Source organism: Pseudomonas sp. OG7, assembly GCF_014192825.1.
Taxonomy (GTDB): Bacteria; Pseudomonadota; Gammaproteobacteria; order Pseudomonadales; family Pseudomonadaceae; genus Aquipseudomonas; species Aquipseudomonas monteilii.
In genome coordinates, this window is sequence record NZ_JACHYK010000001.1 from 26,808 (window position 1) to 44,708 (window position 17,901).

Genomic DNA, 17,901 nt, shown 5'->3' on the forward strand with positions numbered 1-17,901 from the left:
TTCTATTACGTGACAGTCGATGACCTTTCATCCGTACCGGCAATAAATGCTCAGTACCAGTTCGGGTCACGCTTAAGCTGCTCCTGCAGCATCGCCTTCATGCCGTCGTCAGGGTCGCCCAGCCAGCGATATTGCGCGTGGCGTGTAGGCGACTTGTCGCTCGGCAAGCCTTCGGGTACCTCCACGAGCATCCCGTAGGCATCCTCCTTGTCCCAGCTGAACGCAACGATCAGCCGCTTGTAGGTGCAGTTGTCCTGTGCCTCGCACAACGCACCGACCAGGTACTTGTCGCCATCTTCGGTAGTGGCGGACATCTGCTGCTGGGAACTGCCGGTCAGATTGACCACCCAATCGGGCAGGCGTTCCTCGCCTTTGATCGTGTCCTGCCAGGTTTCCCGGTACTCCGGGTCCGAGCCGAGCAACTGGTCGACCCGGACCTGGCCGTCATTGGCCGCCATCGCCGCCGCGCTGCCACCCAGCATCAGGGCGGCAGCCAGGGCTGTAAAAAGCTTCCTGCCCATCTTCAACCTCGTCCACGTCCAAAGAAGAAGGAGGCTACGAACAACACCAGGAAGACAATGAACAGGATCTTCGCGATACCCGTCGCAGCGCCCGCGATACCACCGAAGCCCAGTACGGCAGCGACAATGGCGATGATGAGGAAAGTGATAGCCCAGCTCAGCATGGTGGTTCTCCTTTCTTTTTCAGAATCGGTGCGGCCGGCAGGTCAGAAGACCCAACGGTCCTGGGGTACGACATTTTCCAGGGTGGCCGGTGAGGCGGAGGCCTGGCCGGCAGGCGATGGCTCAGCTGCCTTGACCAGGGTATTGGCACGGGTCGCCTGAATCTGCGTCAACAGCGCAGTCTGCGCTGCCACTTGCTCAGCCACACGCGCGGTCTGCCAGCTGTAATAGAAAAGGCCAGCGGCCAAGGTCAGCAGCAGCGCCATGCCGACAGACAACATCTGGCGCAGGGGCAGGGCGACGTTCTGCGAGCGGTTGACGGATTGGCGGTTCATGCCGGCTCCTCCTGCTGTAATTTTTGTTCAAACCTGAACAGGTAATTGCAGCCTGCATGCCAGCCTTTTGATTTTAAAAAATACGTTTAAAATCAATAACTTATAATTAACATAAACATTCGACAGGGACGTATCCTGCACGATGCCGCCCGAGGGGTCGTGCGAATTGCACGATCAGCCTTCCGCTTTCGTCGCCACTTTGAGCAGGTCGGCATCCACCCCGCGCACGCCAATGATCTGCCGGGCGATCTCCACGGCGATGGTTTTCTGCTCAGCGCTGACAACCTCGCCCGACAGCCGCACCATGCCCGCTTCAATGGCAACTTTCAGCTTCAGGCCATCGAGGTTACGGCTGAAGCGGTAGCTGTTCTGGATCTTGTCGATGATCCAGCTGTCGCCTGGCTGTGGACCCGTTGGGGCCCCTACCGGTGTTTCGCGGGCCTTGGCCATGGCGGCGGTATCGAGGCTGACCAGGTTGTTGACCAGGTACACTCCGTCGGTGGTACGCGCTATCACGCCGGCCAGCTCCTTGGCTTCGGCGCTGTCGACCTTGCCGCGCAAGGTCACCACGCCTTCGCTACTTTGTACTTCTATAGGCGCCTTCTCGGTGGTGCGGCTCCACAACAGCCGGGCACGGATCACCGCCGCCAGGGTGGCGTCCTCCAGGCGTTGGGCGTAGGCACGTAGCGCCAACGGACGCTCAACCAGTCGGGCGTTGACCTGCAGCTGGTTTTCCACGTGTTCGATGCCCCGTGTGGCACGGGCCACATCTTCGGCCAGCTGCCGCTCTACCTCGTTCTCCACCTCGCCGGAAAGCCGTGCATGCTTGCCGTCTACATCAACCCTGATACGGAACGGGTCAAGCATGCGGTTCAAAGACAGGGCGGTTTGCAGGGCGCCTTCCAGGCGCGCGTCCCGCACAGGGTCGGCGATAGCCGGGGTGAAAACGGGCAGCAGGGCGGCTGTGAACACGGCTGTACGCAAGGAAAAGAGCATGGCAGTGCCTCCTTTTTTGGGCAAAAGGTAAAAACCTTCGCAACCAATGTGCCACTGCATACCTCTAAGCAAATCAATGGTATTTCACGGCCTGCAGTAAGCATCAGGCCATTGGCTAGCATGCAAAGGGCAGAATCCTTCAGAATTGACCATGCAACTTGCCCGATTTTTCCCACACTAAATGAAGATCTATCCCTAAGGAGCGCAGGAAATGGAATCAGCCCAGGACAACCAAGGCCGCATTCTGCTGGTGGATGACGAGTCCGCGATCCTGCGCACCTTCCGCTACTGCCTGGAAGACGAAGGCTACAGCGTGGCCACAGCCAACAGCGCGGCCCAGGCCGAAACGCTGTTGCAGCGCCAGGTGTTCGACCTTTGCTTCCTGGATTTGCGCCTGGGCGAGGACAACGGCCTGGACGTACTGACGCAGATGCGCATCCAGGCACCCTGGATGCGTGTGGTGATCGTGACCGCGCACTCGGCAATCGATACAGCGGTGGATGCCATCCAGGCCGGCGCCGCCGACTACCTGGTCAAGCCATGCAGCCCCGATCAGTTGCGCCTGGCCACCGCCAAGCAGCTGGAAGTGCGCCAGCTTTCTGCGCGCCTGGAGGCCCTGGAAGGCGAAATGCGCAAACCCAAGGACGGCCTGGACTCGCACAGCCCGGCCATGATGGCGGTGCTGGAAACTGCCCGCCAGGTCGCCACCACCGACGCCAACATCCTCATTCTTGGCGAGTCCGGTACAGGTAAAGGCGAGTTGGCCCGGGCCATCCATGGCTGGAGCAAACGTGCCCGCAAAGCCTGCGTGACCATCAACTGCCCGTCGCTGAACGCCGAGCTGATGGAAAGCGAACTGTTCGGCCACACCCGTGGCGCCTTTACCGGTGCCAGCGAAAGCACGTTGGGGCGGGTCAGCCAGGCTGATGGGGGTACGTTGTTCCTCGACGAGATCGGCGACTTCCCGCTGACCCTGCAACCCAAGTTGCTGCGGTTCATTCAGGACAAGGAATACGAGCGCGTGGGCGACCCCGTGACACGGCGTGCAGATGTACGCATCCTGGCCGCCACCAACCTCAACCTGGAAGAGATGGTGCGCGAAAGCCGCTTCCGCGAAGACCTGCTATACCGCCTGAACGTCATCACCCTGCACCTGCCGCCCCTGCGCGAGCGCAGTGAAGACATCCTGACCCTGGCCGACCGCTTCCTTGCCCGCTTCGTCAAGGAATACTCCCGCCCCGCCCGGGGCTTCAGCGACGAAGCGCGCAACGCCCTGCTCAACTACCGCTGGCCCGGCAACATTCGCGAACTGCGTAACGTGGTAGAGCGGGCCAGTATCATCTGCCCGCAGGAGCGCGTGGAAATCAGCCACCTCGGGATGGGCGAACAACCGGCTGGCAATGCCCCGCGTGTCGGTGCCGCGCTGAGCCTGGACGAGCTGGAGCGCGCCCACATCGGCGCGGTGCTGGCTGCCAGCGACACCCTCGACCAGGCCGCCAAAACCTTGGGCATCGACGCCTCCACCCTGTACCGCAAGCGCAAGCAGTACAACCTATGAAGTGGCCGCCCATGAAGCTGCGCACGCGGCTTTTCCTGAGTATCTCGGCACTGGTCACGGTGGCCTTGCTCGGGCTGCTGCTGGGCCTGGTCAGCGTGCTGCAGATGGCTACCGCGCAACAGCAGCTGGTGCGTGACACCACCCACGTCCTGGAAGTGGGGCTGAAGTTGCGGCAGAACCTTGGCGAACAGTTGACCCTGATCCTTGATGAAGGCACGGCCCCGGAAAACCTCCGGCTGCTGCAAGAAAACTTCCAGGCCTTGCTGAACCAAGGCCTGGAGCAAGGCGGAGAGCGCACCGGCTTCAGCAAGGCCGGCAGTAACTACCAGACGTTCCTGCAAGCCTACCGTGACAGCCCCGCGCCCGCTCGTAGCATGGGTGTCGACCACCCCTTGGGGGCCGCCTTCAACCAGGTGCGTACCGACCTGATCGATTCCCACAAACAGGCGCTGGACCTCATCACCCGCAGCGAGGAATACAGCCGTGACCGCGCCCTGCTGGTCAGCGGTGTGCTTGGCCTGATGGGCCTTGTGGTGCTGGTGCTGGGCTTCATTACTGCGCACAACATCGCCCGACGTTTTGGCCAACCGATCGAAGCCTTGGCCAAAGCAGCCGACCAGCTGGGCAAGGGCAACTTTGACGTCACCCTGCCAGTCACCCAGGCCACCGAGCTGAACCAGCTGACCCGCCGCTTTGGCATCATGGCCGATGCCTTGCGCAAGCACCAGGCCACCAACGTCGACGAACTGCTGGCCGGGCAGCAGCGCCTGCAGGCCGTGCTCGACAGCATCGACGATGGCCTGCTGATCATCGACCGCCAGGGCCGCCTGGAACACCTCAACCCGGTGGCGCAGCGCCAGCTGGGCTGGAATGATAGCCGCGTGGGCAGCAGCCTGGCCGAAGCCCTGCGACGGCCGGAGCTGGAGCAGCAGCTGCGTCAGGTGCTGCGCGGTGGCAATCTGGACCGCCCGCCGGAAGACCTGACCATGGAGGTGGATGAAGAAACGCGCTTGCTGACCTACAGCCTGACCCCGGTGAGCCACCCGCAAGGGCCGATCCTTGGCGCGGTGATGGTGCTGCACGATGTGACCGAGCAACGGGCCTTCGAACGCGTGCGCAGTGAGTTCGTACTGCGCGCGTCCCACGAACTGCGCACCCCGGTAACCGGCATGCACATGGCCTTCGGGCTGTTGCGCGAGCGAGTCAAGTTTCCGCCTGAGGCACGCGAGAATGACTTGCTGGAAACCATCGGCGAAGAAATGCAGCGGCTTACCCAACTGATCAACGACCTGCTCAACTTCTCTCGTTACCAGAGCGGGCTGCAGAAACTCGACCTGGCCCCCTGTGCCATCGACGAATTGCTGGAGCGCGCACAACTGCGTTTTGCCGAACAGGCGGCAAACAAGCAGGTTGAACTGGTCAAGGCACTTGAACCACCGCTCCCGCGTATTCAGGCCGACGTTGCGCAACTTGATCGGGTTCTGGACAACCTGCTGCACAACGCCATCCGCCATACCGCCAACGGCGGGCGCATCCGCCTGCATGCGCGGCGGCATGCCGAGCGGGTGATCATCAGCGTCGAGGACACAGGCGAAGGGATTGCCTATGGGCAGCAAGGGCGCATTTTCGAGCCGTTTGTGCAGGTAGGGCGCAAGAAGGGCGGTGCAGGGCTAGGATTGGCGCTGTGCAAGGAAATCGTGCAGCTGCATGGCGGGCGCATGGGCGTGTTTTCCCGGCCAGGACAGGGGACACAGTTCTACATGGCGCTGCCAGTTTGAGTATCGCCTGTGCCGGCCTCTTCGCAGGCGCAGGACTTCTCAATGTTCAACCCGACGCGGCAACTGCCCGCGGGTCACCAGCTCGGCAAACTGCCGGGCGTTTAGCGGTCGGGCAAACAGCCAGCCCTGGCCGTAATTGACCCCTTCACTGTTCAGCAACACCGCCTGGTCCTCGCATTCGATGCCTTCGGCAATCACCCGCAGGTGCAGGTCATGGGCCATGCGAATGATATGCGGGGCAACCCCGCTGCTGGCGGCATCGTGGCCCAGCGCATCGATGAAGGCCTTGTCGATCTTCAGGCAATCCACCGGCAGGGTTTGCAGATAGGCCAGGCTGCAATAGCCGGTACCGAAGTCGTCGATCAGCACCTGATGCCCCACGGCGCGTAGCGCCTGCAGGTTGTCACGTGCCACCACCACGTCGATCAAGCCGCGCTCGGTCACCTCGAACGCAATCTGGCTAGCGGCCACCCGGTGCAGGGCCAGCAGGCGCGCCGCCACCCGGCCAATACGCGGCACCATCACATCGCAGGCGGCCAGGTTCACCGATATGTACAGTTTGGGGTGCGACCGCAGCAGCTGCCCCAGCTGTTCGAGGACGCGCTGCAGGACAAAGTCAGTGATCTGACATATCTGCCCGGTGTTTTCCGCCAATGGGATAAACAGGTCCGGGCTGGTCAGCGTGCCATCCGGGCGGCGCCAGCGCACCAGAGCCTCGGCGCCTACACAGCGCCGTGTGTCGAGTTCGAAGATCGGCTGGTAGAGCACCTGCAGCTCTCCACGGCGCAAGGCATTCTGCAACTCCGAGCTCATCGACCGCCGTTGCAGGATCAACTGCAGCACCAGCCAGCCGATGCAGCAGGCAGCCAACACGCTGCCAGGGAACAGCAGCCAGAGCATGCCATTCATTCTCAACGGCAGGCTGGCCCGTGGGGCAATCAGCACCAATTGGTAATCCGGCGACTTGGTGGGCATGCGGTAGATCAGCCGGTCACTGAGTTCGAGCAACGACTTGTGGCTGGTCGACCAGGCCGAGGGCGGCGGCCACACCTGTGGCGGGCCGAGCACGGGTATGGCGCGGGCACCGTTGTCCAGCACCACTACCAGGCTGCCGCCCGGTGGCAGGTCGACCACGTCGGTCAGGTGCCCACGCGAGGTGGAGACCACGAACTTGCCCCGGCCCAGCATCAACGCAGCCAGGTTCTCGTTCGGCTCGGTCGTGGTGTTCAACCAGTAGCTGTAGGTCGGCCCTTGGATGTCGGGTGCCCGCAAAGGCTCGAATGCCCGCTCATCGCCACGGTTGGAGCAGGCGACGTCACCATCCACATAGGCCGCTTCATAAATGAACCGCGAACTCAGGCCAACCTGCTGCAACGCCGCCAACATCGCCGGGCTGCAGCCACGCAAGGGTTGGGCCTGCAGCAGGTCGACCCCTTCGCGCAACTGGCCGAATACCTGCTCGAGGCGGTCGAGAAAACGCTCGCCCTGGGCGTTCATCTGTTCGCTCTCGCTTTGCTTCATCTGCTGCAGGGCAATGCCGATGCTGGCAGTAAGCAAAAGTGCTGCGCTGGCCAATGCTGCCAAGGTGGCCAGCATCCAGGGACGGTAAAAAAATTGGCGCAGCGTAGAAATGAGAGCTGACATCGAAGGCATCCAGTTGATTACCAAGGTATAGCAACTGGATCAAGAATCATCCTCGCCGTTTAGCGCCTCGCTGCGGGCTCAACGCATCCGGTTGAGCACCTGCAGCATCGCTGCCGTCTGCGCATCGGGCATGCCGTCGAAGCGCTGGGGACGGAAGCGCATCTGGAACGCAGCAATCACGTGGCGGGTGGCGACATCCAGCACCCCGGTCTGCTCGACTTGGTAGCCAAACCGCGCCAGTTCCTGCTGGTACCAGCCCACGCTTGGCGGGTTGACGCTGAAGTAGGCCTGTTGGCGCGCCACGGCATTGGCATCAGGCCAGATACCCAGCCCGGCATCGGCCAGGCGCTTCCATGGGAACAGCGGCCCCGGGTCCAGCTTGCGTGATGGTGCGATATCACTGTGACCAATGATGTGCCGAGGCTCGATGTTGTTACGTTTGACGATGTCCTTGAGCAGCGCGATCAGCGACTGAACCTGCGCTTCGCTATAAGGGTGCCAGACCCGGCCATTCGGCGTGTCGGTGAAGCCCGGGTTGACGATCTCGATCCCGATGGACGACGAGTTCAGCCAGGTGCGCCCCTGCCATTGGCTGTCGCCGGCATGCCAGGCACGACGGTTTTCATCCACCAGTTGATACACCGTGGCCGGACCGTCGCCGATCAGGTAATGGCTGCTGACCTCACCCTGGGTAAGCAACGCCAGGGAGCGCTCCAGGGATGCATTGGTGTAATGCAGTACAACGAACTGGATGCGGTTGTCCTGGTTGGCCGAGGGGTGGCTGCGGTCGATGCGCAACCCCGTCGAACATCCGGCAACAGACAACAGCAAAAAGCAAATCAGCGTTTTTTTAAGCGTGGAAAGCACGTCAGTGGCCTCAGCGAATGAGGGCTACAGTATAACGTGCTCCCCATGGCCGCGCTTACCGTGGATCAGTGTTAGCAAACGCTAGCTCTGCTCGACGCGGTTACGTCCCAGCTCCTTGGCCCGGTACAGCGCCGCATCGGCGCGCTTGAGCACCTGGTCGCCACGCTCGCCAGAGCGAAACGCCCCCAGGCCGATAGAGGTGGTGATCACCACCCGCTCGCCCTTGAAGTGGAACGGGCAGGCCTCCACCGTGGCGCGCAGTACTTCCGCCATCTGGGCCGCTGCCGCGGGTGAAGTCTGCGGCAGTAACAGGACAAACTCTTCGCCCCCGAAACGGGCAATGAAGTCACGACCACGCAGGCGTTTGCGCAGCTGGTCAGCAACAATCTTGAGCACCTTGTCCCCGGCCAGGTGCCCATAGCTGTCGTTTATGCGCTTGAAGTGGTCCAGGTCGAGAATCGCCATGGCCAGATGGCCGCCGGCCTCTTGCCATTCGAGTATTTCGCGTTCTACCCGCTCGCTCCAGGCCGCACGATTGGGCAAGCCGGTGAGCGGGTCGAGCAGGGCTTTTTGCCGTTGCTCTTCCAGGTGTTCACGGTAGCCGAGCGCTTCATGCTCCATGTTCGCCACCCGTTCCGACAAGCCTTGCAGGCGCCCTGCCAGCTCCTGCTCGCGGCGATCACGCTCAAGCTTGTGCTCGTCCATGGTGACCAATAGGCCTTCCAGCCGGTTTTCCAGGATGTGCTTGAGGCTGTCCACATCGGCGGCGCCTTGCACGCTGCTTTGCAAGCCGTCGACGTGCTCGCGCAGCTGGGTATCCAGTTCGCGGGCAGCGCTGCTGTTGTCGGCATGGCCGGCGCTGGCCTCCTGCAGGTGGCTCTGGAAGCCTTCCAGGCGTTCGTTGAGCTGTTGCAGGTAGGTTTCGAATTCGTGCTGGCCGCTGTCGGTTATTGCCAGCATCAGCACAGCCAGGTCATCCAGCACCGGGATCAGCTCGTACCAGTTCAGGCCACGGGCAACCCGCTCGCGCATTTCCAGCGCCTGGGCCTTGTGCCGCTCGGGCAGGCTGAGGTCATCAAGCAGGCCGATCAGGGTCTGCTCGATGTGCGCGGCAACCTGGCTGTAGGGTGGCTCGACGGCATAGGGCAGGGCATAGGGGCCATCTTCGCCGAACGTCTCTTCGAGCGTGGGTGCCGGTTGTGCTGCTGCCATAGGTTCGCTGGCGGTCGCGTCAGGCTCCAGTACGTCCTCCTGCAGCGGGTGCGGGACGGCGAGTGTTTCAGCCGTTTCGATCAGCGCTGGGCCCTGTAGCTCCGGCTCGGGTTCCGCCGCTACGGTCGCTTCGGTGACAGGGGCCGGCAACGGTTGCAGCGCATCCACATCGTCGGGCTGCGGGGCTTCAAGAGGGGGCTGCGCAACCTGAGGCGGCGCTTCGGCAGCAGGCACTGCCACCGGCTCAGGGACTGGCTCGCCTTGCGGGTCATCCTCGCGGCTACCGAACAAGCGCTGCAAGAAACCAGGCCGGGCTTCATCCTCCGTTTTACCAAGCGCCGACAGGGCACGGCCCTGCAAACCACTCAACTCGCCCAGCAGCGGCGGCAGATCGCGGGACTGGGCAACTCCACCCTCGAGCTTCTTCGCCAGTTTTTTCAGCGGACGCGAGATATCGCTGGGCAGCGACAGACCTTGCAATTGGCCAACCAGCGCGGCGAGCGCATCGCTGACCTGGTTCATGCGGGTTTCGCGGCGCTGTTCGGAGTCCAGCACCGCCTTTTCAAGGCGCGGGATCAAACCGGCGAGGCCGGCGTCCATGTTGTCACTGCGGATGACTTCGCGCATTTCCTTCATGCACGCGTCCACCACCTTGTCACTGCCTTCCGCAGCCAGGCTGCTGCGCACCAGGCCACGACGAAGCAGGTCGAGACGGGCGTCCCACCGGCGTTCGAGCTTTTCTTGCTGCTCGATGCTTTTAAGGTATTTTTCTTTCCAGCGCTCAGCGTCTTCAGTCATGCCCGGGTCCGCAAACGGTGATGGCAATTAGCTCAAGACCGGCAGCGTATCCACAGTCAATGCATCAGGCAATCGAATCTCGACTGCAACGGGAAGGTGGTCGGAAATTGGCCGCGCCAGCACCTCGACACGCTCCAGCGTGAGGCTTGGGCTGAGCAGGATATGGTCCAGGCAACGCTGTGGTCGCCAGCTGGGGAAGGTGGCCTCGACTTGCGGGGCAATCAGGCCCAGGTCGCGCAGCGGCGAGTGCTCCAGCAGGTCGGTGGCATGGGTGTTCATGTCGCCCATCAGCACCTGATGACGATAACCACCAATCAGCTCGCGGATATAACCCAGTTGCAGGGCACGCGTCCTGGCGCCGAGCGCCAGGTGCATCATCACCACGATCAACGCATCCTCGCCCTCACCAAAACGCACCAGGATCGCCCCACGGCCGGCCGGGCCTGGCAACGGGTGGTCTTCGAGCACCTGCGGCTTCAGGCGGCTGAGCACGCCATTGCTGTGCTGGGCGAAACGCCCGAGGTTGCGGTTGAGTTGCTGGTACCAGTAGGGGAAGGCCCCCAATTGAGCCAGGAGCTCGACCTGGTTGATGTAACCCGAGCGCAGGCTGCCACCGTCGGCTTCCTGCAAGGCCACCAGGTCGAAGTCGCCCAGCAGTTCGCCGATTTTCTGCAGGTTGCCGGCACGCCCGTTATGCGGCAGCAAGTGCTGCCAGCTGCGGGTCAGATAATGCCGGTAGCGTTCGGTGCTGATGCCAACCTGAATATTGAAACTGAGCAGCCGCAGCCGACCATCCTCGGGCAGGCCAGAGGCCTGCAGGTGATGCTCGTTGACCTGCGGCTGGTGCAGGCCAATGCCACGCGTGGCTCGGAAGCGGGGCATGGGTTACGCCGCTTACTTAGCGGCGCGCTCCTTGTCGATCAGCTGGTCGGCAACGTTCAGCACGCCTTCCGGCCCGCCAGCGGTGCCCAGGTCGAAGCGGTACTTGCCGTTGACGACCATGCTCGGTACGCCGGTGATTTCGTACTTTTTCGCCAGCTCTTTGGCCTGGTTGACCTGGCCCTTGATGGCGAATGAGTCGAAGGTGGCGAGGAACTTGTCCTTGTCCACGCCTTGGGTGGCGAGGAAGTCGGCCATGTCGTTCTTGTCGGTCAGGCGTTTGTGTTGGTTCTGGATGGCATCGAACACCGCCGCGTGAACCTTGTGCTCGACGCCCATGGCTTCGAGGGTGAGGAACATCTGGCCGTGGGCGTCCCATGGGCCGCCGAACATGGCCGGTACGCGCTTGAAGTTGACGTCCTTGGGCAGTTTTTCGACCCATGGGTTGATGACCGGTTCGAAGTGGTAGCAATGTGGGCAGCCGTACCAGAACAGCTCGACCACTTCGACTTTGCCAGGCACGGAAACCGGAACAGGGTTGCTCAGCTCGATGTATTCCTTGCCGGCGACAGGCTCGGCGGCCTGGACGGCAGTCATACCGAACACGCTGGCGGCGACCAGCGCAGCGCTGAGAATCAGTTTACGCATGCTTTACTCCTGAGCAGTCATGGGTCGCCACGACGCGACCTGCACTAGGACAGGCCGGGAAGGGCTCGAGTTCTGTAGTGTAACGGCTGCGGACTGAAAAAAGGGCGGCCCGGCCGCCCTTTCATCATTGGCCTACAACATTAACTGAAAGTTAATGCAGGCCCTGGATGTAGCTGGCCAACGCTTCGATGTCGTGGTTGCTCAGCTTGCCGGCGATGGTGCGCATGGTCATCGCATCGCCATCGTTGGTGCGGTTGCCTTCGCGGAAGTCCGTGAGCTGCTTGGTCACGTACTGCGAATGCTGCCCGCCCAGGTGCGGGAAGCCAGCCAGGGCGATGCCCGCGCCATTCGGTGAGTGGCAGCCTGTGCAGGCCGGCATGCCTTTTTCCAGGTCGCCGCCGTTGAACAGCGCACGGCCACGCTCGACCAGCTTGGGATCGGCGGCCCCCACGCTGCCTTTCTGGCTGGCGAAGTAGGCGGCAATGTCAGCCAGGTCCTGGTCGCTGAACGCGGCCAACATGCCGGTCATTTCCAGCACGGTGCGCTTGCCCGACTTGATGTCGTGCAGTTGTTTTTCCAGGTAACGCTGGCCTTGGCCGGCCAATTTAGGGAAGTTCGGTGCCAGGCTGTTGCCGTCGGGGTTGTGGCAGGCGCCACAAACGGCCGTCTTGGCCTGGCCGGCGGCGGCATCGCCTTTGATAGGTTGCGCAGCAGTGGCCGCACCTGCGACACCCAGGGTCAACAGCAGACTCACGACTAGTTTGTTCATCAGCTAATCCAACACGGCTAAGGGTGAAATGTTATGTATCGGGACTGCCGCTCATCCAAAGGATGACCAAACGGTAGTCCTCGGCACTGCAGTCCATGCACAATCCACGCGGCGGCATAGCCTTGAAACCCTGGGTCACGTGCTTCACCAGTACCTCCATGCCTTGCGCCAGCCTTGGCTCCCATGCTGCCCGGTCACCCCGTCTGGGTGCCTGTGGCAACTGCCCGGTGTGACAGGCCGCACACGTGCGGTTGTACAACACCTCGGGATCCTGTGTAGCCTGTGCGCTGAAAACCGGCAGGAACATACCGACAGCAAGCAGCCATTTCGCCATGCGGAACGACCTTCAGGGTTGGGGGCCGCGCTGCGTTCTGTTGCGCGAGCTATTGTTCGACACCCCATGCTCCTTCCCCTTCGCTGGGAGAATGAGCACACAAAAACTGGGGCATTATATACTTCCGCCATCCAAACGGAAACGACACCGCTTGCCAGGCTCGGGCCTTCAGAGTCAGGCAACACCCACATCGGATATCCCATGCAAGTCAAGAACCCCATCCTCGGCCTCTGCCAGAAAGCCAAATTCGCCCTCAGCGCAGCCAAGGTCGAACAATGCCCGGACGACCAGGGTTACGAGGTGGCTTTCGCCGGCCGCTCCAACGCCGGCAAATCCAGCGCCCTCAACACCCTGACTCATGCCAGCCTGGCGCGTACCTCGAAAACCCCCGGGCGCACCCAGCTGTTGAATTTCTTCAGTCTGGACGATGAACGGCGTTTGGTCGACCTGCCGGGCTACGGTTATGCAAAAGTGCCGATTCCGCTCAAGCAGCACTGGCAGAAACACCTGGAAGCCTACCTGGGCAGCCGTGAGTGCCTGCGTGGCGTGATCCTGATGATGGACGTGCGCCACCCGATGACCGACTTCGACAAAATGATGCTCGACTGGGCCAAGGCCAGCAGCATGCCGATGCACATCCTGCTGACAAAGGCTGACAAGCTGACCCACGGCGCGGGCAAGAACACCCTGCTCAAAGTGCAGTCGGAAATCCGCAAGGGCTGGGGTGATGGCGTGACCATCCAGCTGTTCTCGGCGCCCAAGCGCCTGGGCGTGGAAGACGCCTACCGGGTGCTGGCAGACTGGATGGAGCTGGAAGACAAGCCGGTAGCCTAAGACTAGAGCATCCCTGTGGGAGCGGGCTTGCCCGCGAAGATTCCAGCGCGGAGCATGGCCTGGGCTTCGCCCAGGTTTGCGGGCCAGCCCGCTCCCACAGTGTACTTCGCCAGGTTCAAGTCAAATTCCGGGCAAAAAAAACCCCGGACTTCGTATGGGGAGGGGGAAGTTCGGGGTCCAAGTCCGGACCGCTAGGGCGGGGTCCAGATATCTGCCAACACTTAACACAACATAGGAGCATCGAAGGGCTTCACCAGCCATTCAGTTACTCTGAGTTCCGCTTCACCGGTTTAGTTCCAAACCCTTGAAAACTATTTGCGATAGTTTCATGAAACTTCAGCACCCATGGCACTGAGCGGTGCCAGGATCCGCGTCACTACGTCGCAGATCCTACACAGCTTTCCCCGCTCAATCAGTGAGCTTCGTCCCAATTCGCGCCAATTCCTGCTTCCACCAGCAGCGGCACATCCAGTTCCGCCGCCTTGCTCATGTGCTGGCGAATTTCATCTTTCACCTGCTGAACCAGGTCTTCACGCACCTCAAGTACCAGTTCGTCGTGTACCTGCAGGATCACCCGGGCATCCAGCCCGCTCTCGCTCAGCCAGTTGTCCACATTGACCATGGCCCGCTTGATGATGTCGGCCGCGGTGCCTTGCATCGGCGCGTTGATCGCCGTGCGCTCGGCGCCTTTGCGCAGGGCCGGGTTCTTGGCGTTGATGTCCGGCAGGTACAGCCTGCGGCCGAACAAGGTTTCGACAAAGCCTTGCTCGGCGGCCTGGGCGCGGGTGCGCTCCATGTAGGCCAGCACGCCCGGGTAGCGGGCGAAGTAACGGTCGATGTAATCCTGCGACTGTTTGCGGTCGACACCGATCTGCTTGGCCAGGCCGAAGGCGCTCATGCCATAGATCAGGCCGAAGTTGATGGCCTTGGCCTTGCGGCGTTGGTCGGTTGTGACGTCTTCCAGGGCCACACCGAACACTTCCGCCGCCGTGGCGCGGTGCACGTCCAAGTCATTGCGGAAGGCGTGCAACAAGCCTTCGTCCTTGGCGAGGTGGGCCATGATGCGCAGCTCGATCTGCGAATAGTCCGCCGCCAGCAGCTTGTAACCGGGGCTGGCGATGAAGGCCTGACGAATACGACGGCCTTCGGCAGTGCGGATCGGGATGTTCTGCAGGTTCGGGTCGCTGGACGACAGCCGGCCGGTGGCAGCTACCGCCTGCTGGTAGGAGGTATGGATACGCCCGGTGCGCGGGTTGATCTGGCCCGGCAGCTTGTCGGTGTAGGTGCTCTTGAGCTTGCTCAGGCTGCGGTACTGCATCAGCACTTCTGGCAGCGGGTAGCCTTGCACGGCCAGCTCGTCGAGCACGGCTTCGGCAGTGGATGGCTGGCCTTTGGCCGTCTTGCTCAGCACCGGCATGCCCAGCTTGTCGTAGAGGATCGAACCCAGCTGCTTGGGCGAGCCGAGGTTGAATTCCTCACCGGCCAGCTCATAGGCGCGCTGTTCCAGCTCGGCCATCTTCACGCCCAGTTCACCACTCTGTACCTGCAGCAGTGCGGCATCGACCAACGCACCCTGGCGCTCGATCTTGGCCAGCACCGGCACCAACGGCATTTCGATGTCCATCAGCACCGGCTGCACACTCGGCGTCTGCGCCAGGCGCGCTTGCAGGGCGTGATGCAGGCGCAGGGTGATGTCGGCATCTTCGGCGGCATACGGACCGGCCTTGTCCAGGTGGATCTGGTTGAAGGTGAGCTGCTTGGCGCCCTTGCCGGCGATGTCCTCGAAGGCGATGGTGGTGTGGTCGAGGTACTTCTGCGCCAGGCTGTCCATGTCGTGGCGGGTAGCCGTGGAGTTCAGCACATACGACTCGAGCATGGTGTCGTACGCCACGCCGCGCATGTCGATGGCAGGCGAGCCGTTGGCCAGGATGTTGATGTCGTACTTGGCGTTCTGCCCGACCTTGGCCTTGGCCGGGTCTTCCAGCAGCGGCTTCAGGGCGAGCAGCACGGCCTCGCGGTCCAGCTGGGCCGGCGCGCCTTCGTAATCGTGGGCCAAGGGCACATAGGCTGCTTCATGTGGCTCGACGGCGAACGACAGGCCAACCAGCTGTGCCTGCTGGGCGTCCAGGCCGGTGGTCTCGGTGTCGAAGGCAAACAACGGCGCCTGGCGCAGCTTCTCCAGCCAGGCATCGAAACGGGCCTGGTCGAGGATAGTCTCGTACCTGGGCTCGGCCTTGGCGGCTGGCGCCTCTACCGGTGCCACGTCATCACCGGCCTTGGCCGCGTCACGCTGCACCTCGGCGACCCAGCTCTTGAACTCCATCTCGGTGTATAGCGACAGCAGCGCTTCACGGTCCGGCTCGCCGCACACCAGTGCATCCACTTCGACATCCAGCGGCACGTCGACCTTGATGGTGGCCAGTTCATAGGACAGGAACGCCGCATCGCGGTGCTCTTGCAGCTTGGCCGGCAGGGTCTTGGCGCCGCGAATGGCCAGCGCCGGGACCTTGTCCAGGTTGGCGTACAAGTCGCTGAGGCCGCCGCCGATGCCGGTCAGCAGGCCCACGGCGGTCTTTTCGCCCACACCCGGCACGCCTGGAATGTTGTCGACCTTGTCGCCCATCAGGGCGAGGAAGTCGATGATGTGTTCCGGGCCGACGCCAAATTTCTCGTGCACGCCAGCCACGTCCAGCACGCTTCCGGTCATGGTGTTGACCAAGGTAATGTGCCCGTCCACCAGCTGCGCCATGTCCTTGTCACCGGTCGAGATGATCACCGGGCGCCCTTGGGCCGCGCTGCTGCGGGCCAGGGTGCCGATGACGTCGTCAGCCTCGACACCCTCGACGCACAGCAACGGGTAGCCCAGCGCCCTCACGCTGGCATGCAGCGGCTCGACCTGCACGCGCAGGTCGTCGGGCATGCTGGGGCGGTTGGCCTTGTACTCGGCGAACATGGCATCGCGGAATGTGCCGCCTTTTGCGTCGAACACCACCGCGAACAGGCTGTCGGGGTATTGCTTGCGCAGGCTCTTGAGCATGTTCAGCACACCCTTCACCGCACCGGTCGGCATGCCCTTGGACGTGGTCAGCGGCGGCAGCGCGTGGAAAGCGCGGTACAGGTAGGAGGAACCGTCCACCAGGACGAGGGGCGCTTGGCTCATGAGCAGAATCAACCTTTTCGACGGGTCCGGCGCTAGAATAGCCAGAATCATTGACGACAAAGGGACTAGGTTATCATGCGTACACTCAATCGCCTGTTACTGCTCGGCCTGTTGGCAACCATGCCTGTCGTTACCCTGGCGGCGGACGACGCCCCCTCGGCCGATCCCGAGGTGACCATTCGCACGGAAGGCGACAAAACCATCCAGGAATACCGGCAGAACGGCTTCCTGTATGCGATCAAGATCACGCCGAAAAACGGCAAGCCTTATTTCCTGGTACGCGCCGATGGCTCTGATGGCAATTTCATTCGTTCCGACCAGCCGGACATGCTGATTCCGTCCTGGAAGATCTTCGAGTGGTAATCTGACGCGCACCGTTCACATCAACCCGGCACTTCCCGGCGGAAGTGCCCGTATGGGCAATTTTTCATCATGTCAGTCTTCACCCCCGTGACCCGGCCTGAGCTGGAAACCTTTCTGGCGCCGTACGAGCTGGGCCGTTTGCTCGACTTCCAGGGCATTGCCGCCGGCACCGAGAACAGCAATTTCTTCGTCAGCCTCGAACAGGGGGAGTTCGTCCTGACGCTGATCGAGCGTGGGCCGAGCGAGGACATGCCGTTCTTCATCGAGCTGCTCGACACCCTGCACGCTGCCGACATGCCGGTGCCCTATGCCATTCGTGACCGCGACGGCAATGGCCTGCGCGAACTTTGCGGCAAGCCTGCGCTGTTGCAACCACGCCTGTCGGGCAAGCACATCAAAGCGCCGAACAACCAGCACTGCGCCCAGGTCGGCGAGCTGCTGGCGCACATCCACCTGGCCACCCGCGAGCACATCATCGAGCGCCGCACCGACCGTGGCCTGGACTGGATGCTGGCCTCGGGTGCCGAGCTGCTGCCACGCCTGACTGCCGGGCAAGCCGCACTGCTGCAGCCGGCGCTGGATGAAATCACCGCGCACAAGGCGCAGATCCTGGCCTTGCCACGGGCCAACCTGCATGCCGACCTGTTCCGCGACAACGTGATGTTCGAAGGCACCCACCTGACCGGTGTGATCGACTTTTACAACGCCTGCTCGGGGCCGATGCTGTATGACATCGCCATCACCGTGAACGACTGGTGCCTGGATGAACACGGCGCGATCGATGTGCCACGCGCCCAGGCGCTGCTGGCGGCCTATGCGGCGCTGCGGCCGTTCACGGCGGCCGAGGCCGAGCTGTGGCCGGAAATGTTGCGGGTAGGGTGCGTGCGCTTCTGGCTGTCGCGCCTGATTGCGGCGGAATCGTTTGCCGGGATGGATGTGATGATCCATGACCCGAGCGAGTTCGAGGTGCGTCTGGCACAGCGCCAGCAGGTGGCTTTGCACCTGCCGTTCGCCCTCTGATACCGGGTCTGCTTCTTCGCGGG

At 62.4% G+C, this 17,901-nt stretch carries 16 protein-coding genes and 1 pseudogene; 5 read left to right on the forward strand and 12 right to left on the reverse strand.

The genetic code is table 11. From position 1 onward, the window contains the following. Positions 1–50 precede the first annotated feature (50 nt). The 4 genes from FHW75_RS00125 to FHW75_RS00140 form a co-directional block, all read right to left on the reverse strand. Positions 51–521 (reverse strand): inhibitor of vertebrate lysozyme family protein, encoded by a 471-nt coding sequence (locus FHW75_RS00125; RefSeq protein WP_016712856.1) that lies wholly within the window; start codon positions 519–521, stop codon positions 51–53. A gap of 2 nt (positions 522–523) precedes the next feature. Continuing rightward, positions 524–685 carry a DUF1328 domain-containing protein gene (locus FHW75_RS00130; RefSeq protein WP_003252966.1) on the reverse strand — a complete coding sequence of 54 codons (162 nt, stop codon included), beginning with the start codon at positions 683–685 and terminating at the stop codon, positions 524–526. A gap of 42 nt (positions 686–727) precedes the next feature. Beyond that, a complete protein-coding gene (locus FHW75_RS00135; RefSeq protein ID WP_183673007.1) occupies positions 728–1,018 on the reverse strand; it encodes a hypothetical protein in 291 nt (96 codons plus the stop codon). 174 nt (positions 1,019–1,192) lie between these two features. Next, positions 1,193–2,014 (reverse strand): BON domain-containing protein, encoded by an 822-nt coding sequence (locus FHW75_RS00140; protein ID WP_183673009.1) that lies wholly within the window; start codon positions 2,012–2,014, stop codon positions 1,193–1,195. Between the two features lie 211 nt (positions 2,015–2,225). Between FHW75_RS00140 and algB the strand changes: the two genes are divergently transcribed. Together algB and FHW75_RS00150 are read left to right on the forward strand one after the other, a co-directional pair. After that, positions 2,226–3,572, forward strand: a complete 1,347-nt coding sequence (algB, locus tag FHW75_RS00145) for a sigma-54-dependent response regulator transcription factor AlgB (protein WP_183673011.1) — start codon at positions 2,226–2,228, stop codon at positions 3,570–3,572. Then, a complete protein-coding gene (locus FHW75_RS00150; RefSeq protein ID WP_019099196.1) occupies positions 3,569–5,350 on the forward strand; it encodes a KinB sensor domain-containing domain in 1,782 nt (593 codons plus the stop codon). Before algB ends, FHW75_RS00150 begins: the two co-directional genes overlap by 4 nt. A 39-nt stretch (positions 5,351–5,389) precedes the next feature. Here the strand turns inward: FHW75_RS00150 and FHW75_RS00155 are convergent, their stop codons facing one another. From FHW75_RS00155 to FHW75_RS00185, 7 genes and pseudogenes are all read right to left on the reverse strand, one after another. Next, on the reverse strand, positions 5,390–6,994 hold the full coding sequence (locus FHW75_RS00155) for an EAL domain-containing protein (protein ID WP_019099197.1): 1,605 nt from the start codon (positions 6,992–6,994) through the stop codon (positions 5,390–5,392). 78 nt (positions 6,995–7,072) lie between these two features. After that, positions 7,073–7,861 (reverse strand): N-acetylmuramoyl-L-alanine amidase, encoded by a 789-nt coding sequence (locus tag FHW75_RS00160; RefSeq protein WP_019099198.1) that lies wholly within the window; start codon positions 7,859–7,861, stop codon positions 7,073–7,075. Between the two features lie 81 nt (positions 7,862–7,942). Next, the gene (locus FHW75_RS00165) at positions 7,943–9,871 is read right to left on the reverse strand and encodes a GGDEF domain-containing protein (RefSeq protein ID WP_019099199.1); all 1,929 of its coding nucleotides are present in this window, start codon (positions 9,869–9,871) and stop codon (positions 7,943–7,945) included. A 27-nt stretch (positions 9,872–9,898) separates the two neighbouring features. Beyond that, positions 9,899–10,731, reverse strand: a pseudogene (locus FHW75_RS00170) (endonuclease/exonuclease/phosphatase family protein). Positions 10,732–10,765: 34 nt separating this feature from the next. Next, positions 10,766–11,398 carry a thiol:disulfide interchange protein DsbA gene (gene dsbA / locus FHW75_RS00175; RefSeq protein ID WP_019099201.1) on the reverse strand — a complete coding sequence of 211 codons (633 nt, stop codon included), beginning with the start codon at positions 11,396–11,398 and terminating at the stop codon, positions 10,766–10,768. A gap of 151 nt (positions 11,399–11,549) precedes the next feature. Next, positions 11,550–12,167 (reverse strand): cytochrome c, encoded by a 618-nt coding sequence (locus tag FHW75_RS00180; protein WP_016712846.1) that lies wholly within the window; start codon positions 12,165–12,167, stop codon positions 11,550–11,552. Positions 12,168–12,198: 31 nt separating this feature from the next. Further along, a complete protein-coding gene (locus FHW75_RS00185) occupies positions 12,199–12,501 on the reverse strand; it encodes a cytochrome c5 family protein (protein ID WP_016712845.1) in 303 nt (100 codons plus the stop codon). A gap of 201 nt (positions 12,502–12,702) precedes the next feature. Between FHW75_RS00185 and yihA the strand changes: the two genes are divergently transcribed. Then, the gene (yihA, locus tag FHW75_RS00190) at positions 12,703–13,335 is read left to right on the forward strand and encodes a ribosome biogenesis GTP-binding protein YihA/YsxC (RefSeq protein WP_019099202.1); all 633 of its coding nucleotides are present in this window, start codon (positions 12,703–12,705) and stop codon (positions 13,333–13,335) included. A gap of 412 nt (positions 13,336–13,747) precedes the next feature. Here the strand turns inward: yihA and polA are convergent, their stop codons facing one another. Beyond that, positions 13,748–16,495, reverse strand: coding sequence for a DNA polymerase I (polA, locus tag FHW75_RS00195; RefSeq protein WP_183673013.1), 2,748 nt, complete (start codon positions 16,493–16,495; stop codon positions 13,748–13,750). 75 nt (positions 16,496–16,570) lie between these two features. Between polA and FHW75_RS00200 the strand changes: the two genes are divergently transcribed. Then, positions 16,571–16,858, forward strand: a complete 288-nt coding sequence (locus FHW75_RS00200) for a DUF2782 domain-containing protein (protein WP_013970316.1) — start codon at positions 16,571–16,573, stop codon at positions 16,856–16,858. Between the two features lie 69 nt (positions 16,859–16,927). Beyond that, entirely contained in the window at positions 16,928–17,878 is a 951-nt protein-coding gene (locus FHW75_RS00205; protein ID WP_016712843.1) for a homoserine kinase, read from the forward strand. The last annotated feature ends 23 nt before the right edge of the window (positions 17,879–17,901 follow it).

Coding starts and splice junctions, on each gene's coding strand:
- FHW75_RS00125 (WP_016712856.1), bottom strand. CDS start 521: ATGGGCAGGAAGCTTTTTACAGCCCTGGCTGCCGCCCTGATGCTGGGT.
- FHW75_RS00130 (WP_003252966.1), bottom strand. CDS start 685: ATGCTGAGCTGGGCTATCACTTTCCTCATCATCGCCATTGTCGCTGCC.
- FHW75_RS00135 (WP_183673007.1), bottom strand. CDS start 1,018: ATGAACCGCCAATCCGTCAACCGCTCGCAGAACGTCGCCCTGCCCCTG.
- FHW75_RS00140 (WP_183673009.1), bottom strand. CDS start 2,014: ATGCTCTTTTCCTTGCGTACAGCCGTGTTCACAGCCGCCCTGCTGCCC.
- algB (WP_183673011.1), top strand. CDS start 2,226: ATGGAATCAGCCCAGGACAACCAAGGCCGCATTCTGCTGGTGGATGAC.
- FHW75_RS00150 (WP_019099196.1), top strand. CDS start 3,569: ATGAAGTGGCCGCCCATGAAGCTGCGCACGCGGCTTTTCCTGAGTATC.
- FHW75_RS00155 (WP_019099197.1), bottom strand. CDS start 6,994: ATGTCAGCTCTCATTTCTACGCTGCGCCAATTTTTTTACCGTCCCTGG.
- FHW75_RS00165 (WP_019099199.1), bottom strand. CDS start 9,871: ATGACTGAAGACGCTGAGCGCTGGAAAGAAAAATACCTTAAAAGCATC.
- dsbA (WP_019099201.1), bottom strand. CDS start 11,398: ATGCGTAAACTGATTCTCAGCGCTGCGCTGGTCGCCGCCAGCGTGTTC.
- FHW75_RS00180 (WP_016712846.1), bottom strand. CDS start 12,167: ATGAACAAACTAGTCGTGAGTCTGCTGTTGACCCTGGGTGTCGCAGGT.
- FHW75_RS00185 (WP_016712845.1), bottom strand. CDS start 12,501: ATGGCGAAATGGCTGCTTGCTGTCGGTATGTTCCTGCCGGTTTTCAGC.
- yihA (WP_019099202.1), top strand. CDS start 12,703: ATGCAAGTCAAGAACCCCATCCTCGGCCTCTGCCAGAAAGCCAAATTC.
- polA (WP_183673013.1), bottom strand. CDS start 16,495: ATGAGCCAAGCGCCCCTCGTCCTGGTGGACGGTTCCTCCTACCTGTAC.
- FHW75_RS00200 (WP_013970316.1), top strand. CDS start 16,571: ATGCGTACACTCAATCGCCTGTTACTGCTCGGCCTGTTGGCAACCATG.
- FHW75_RS00205 (WP_016712843.1), top strand. CDS start 16,928: ATGTCAGTCTTCACCCCCGTGACCCGGCCTGAGCTGGAAACCTTTCTG.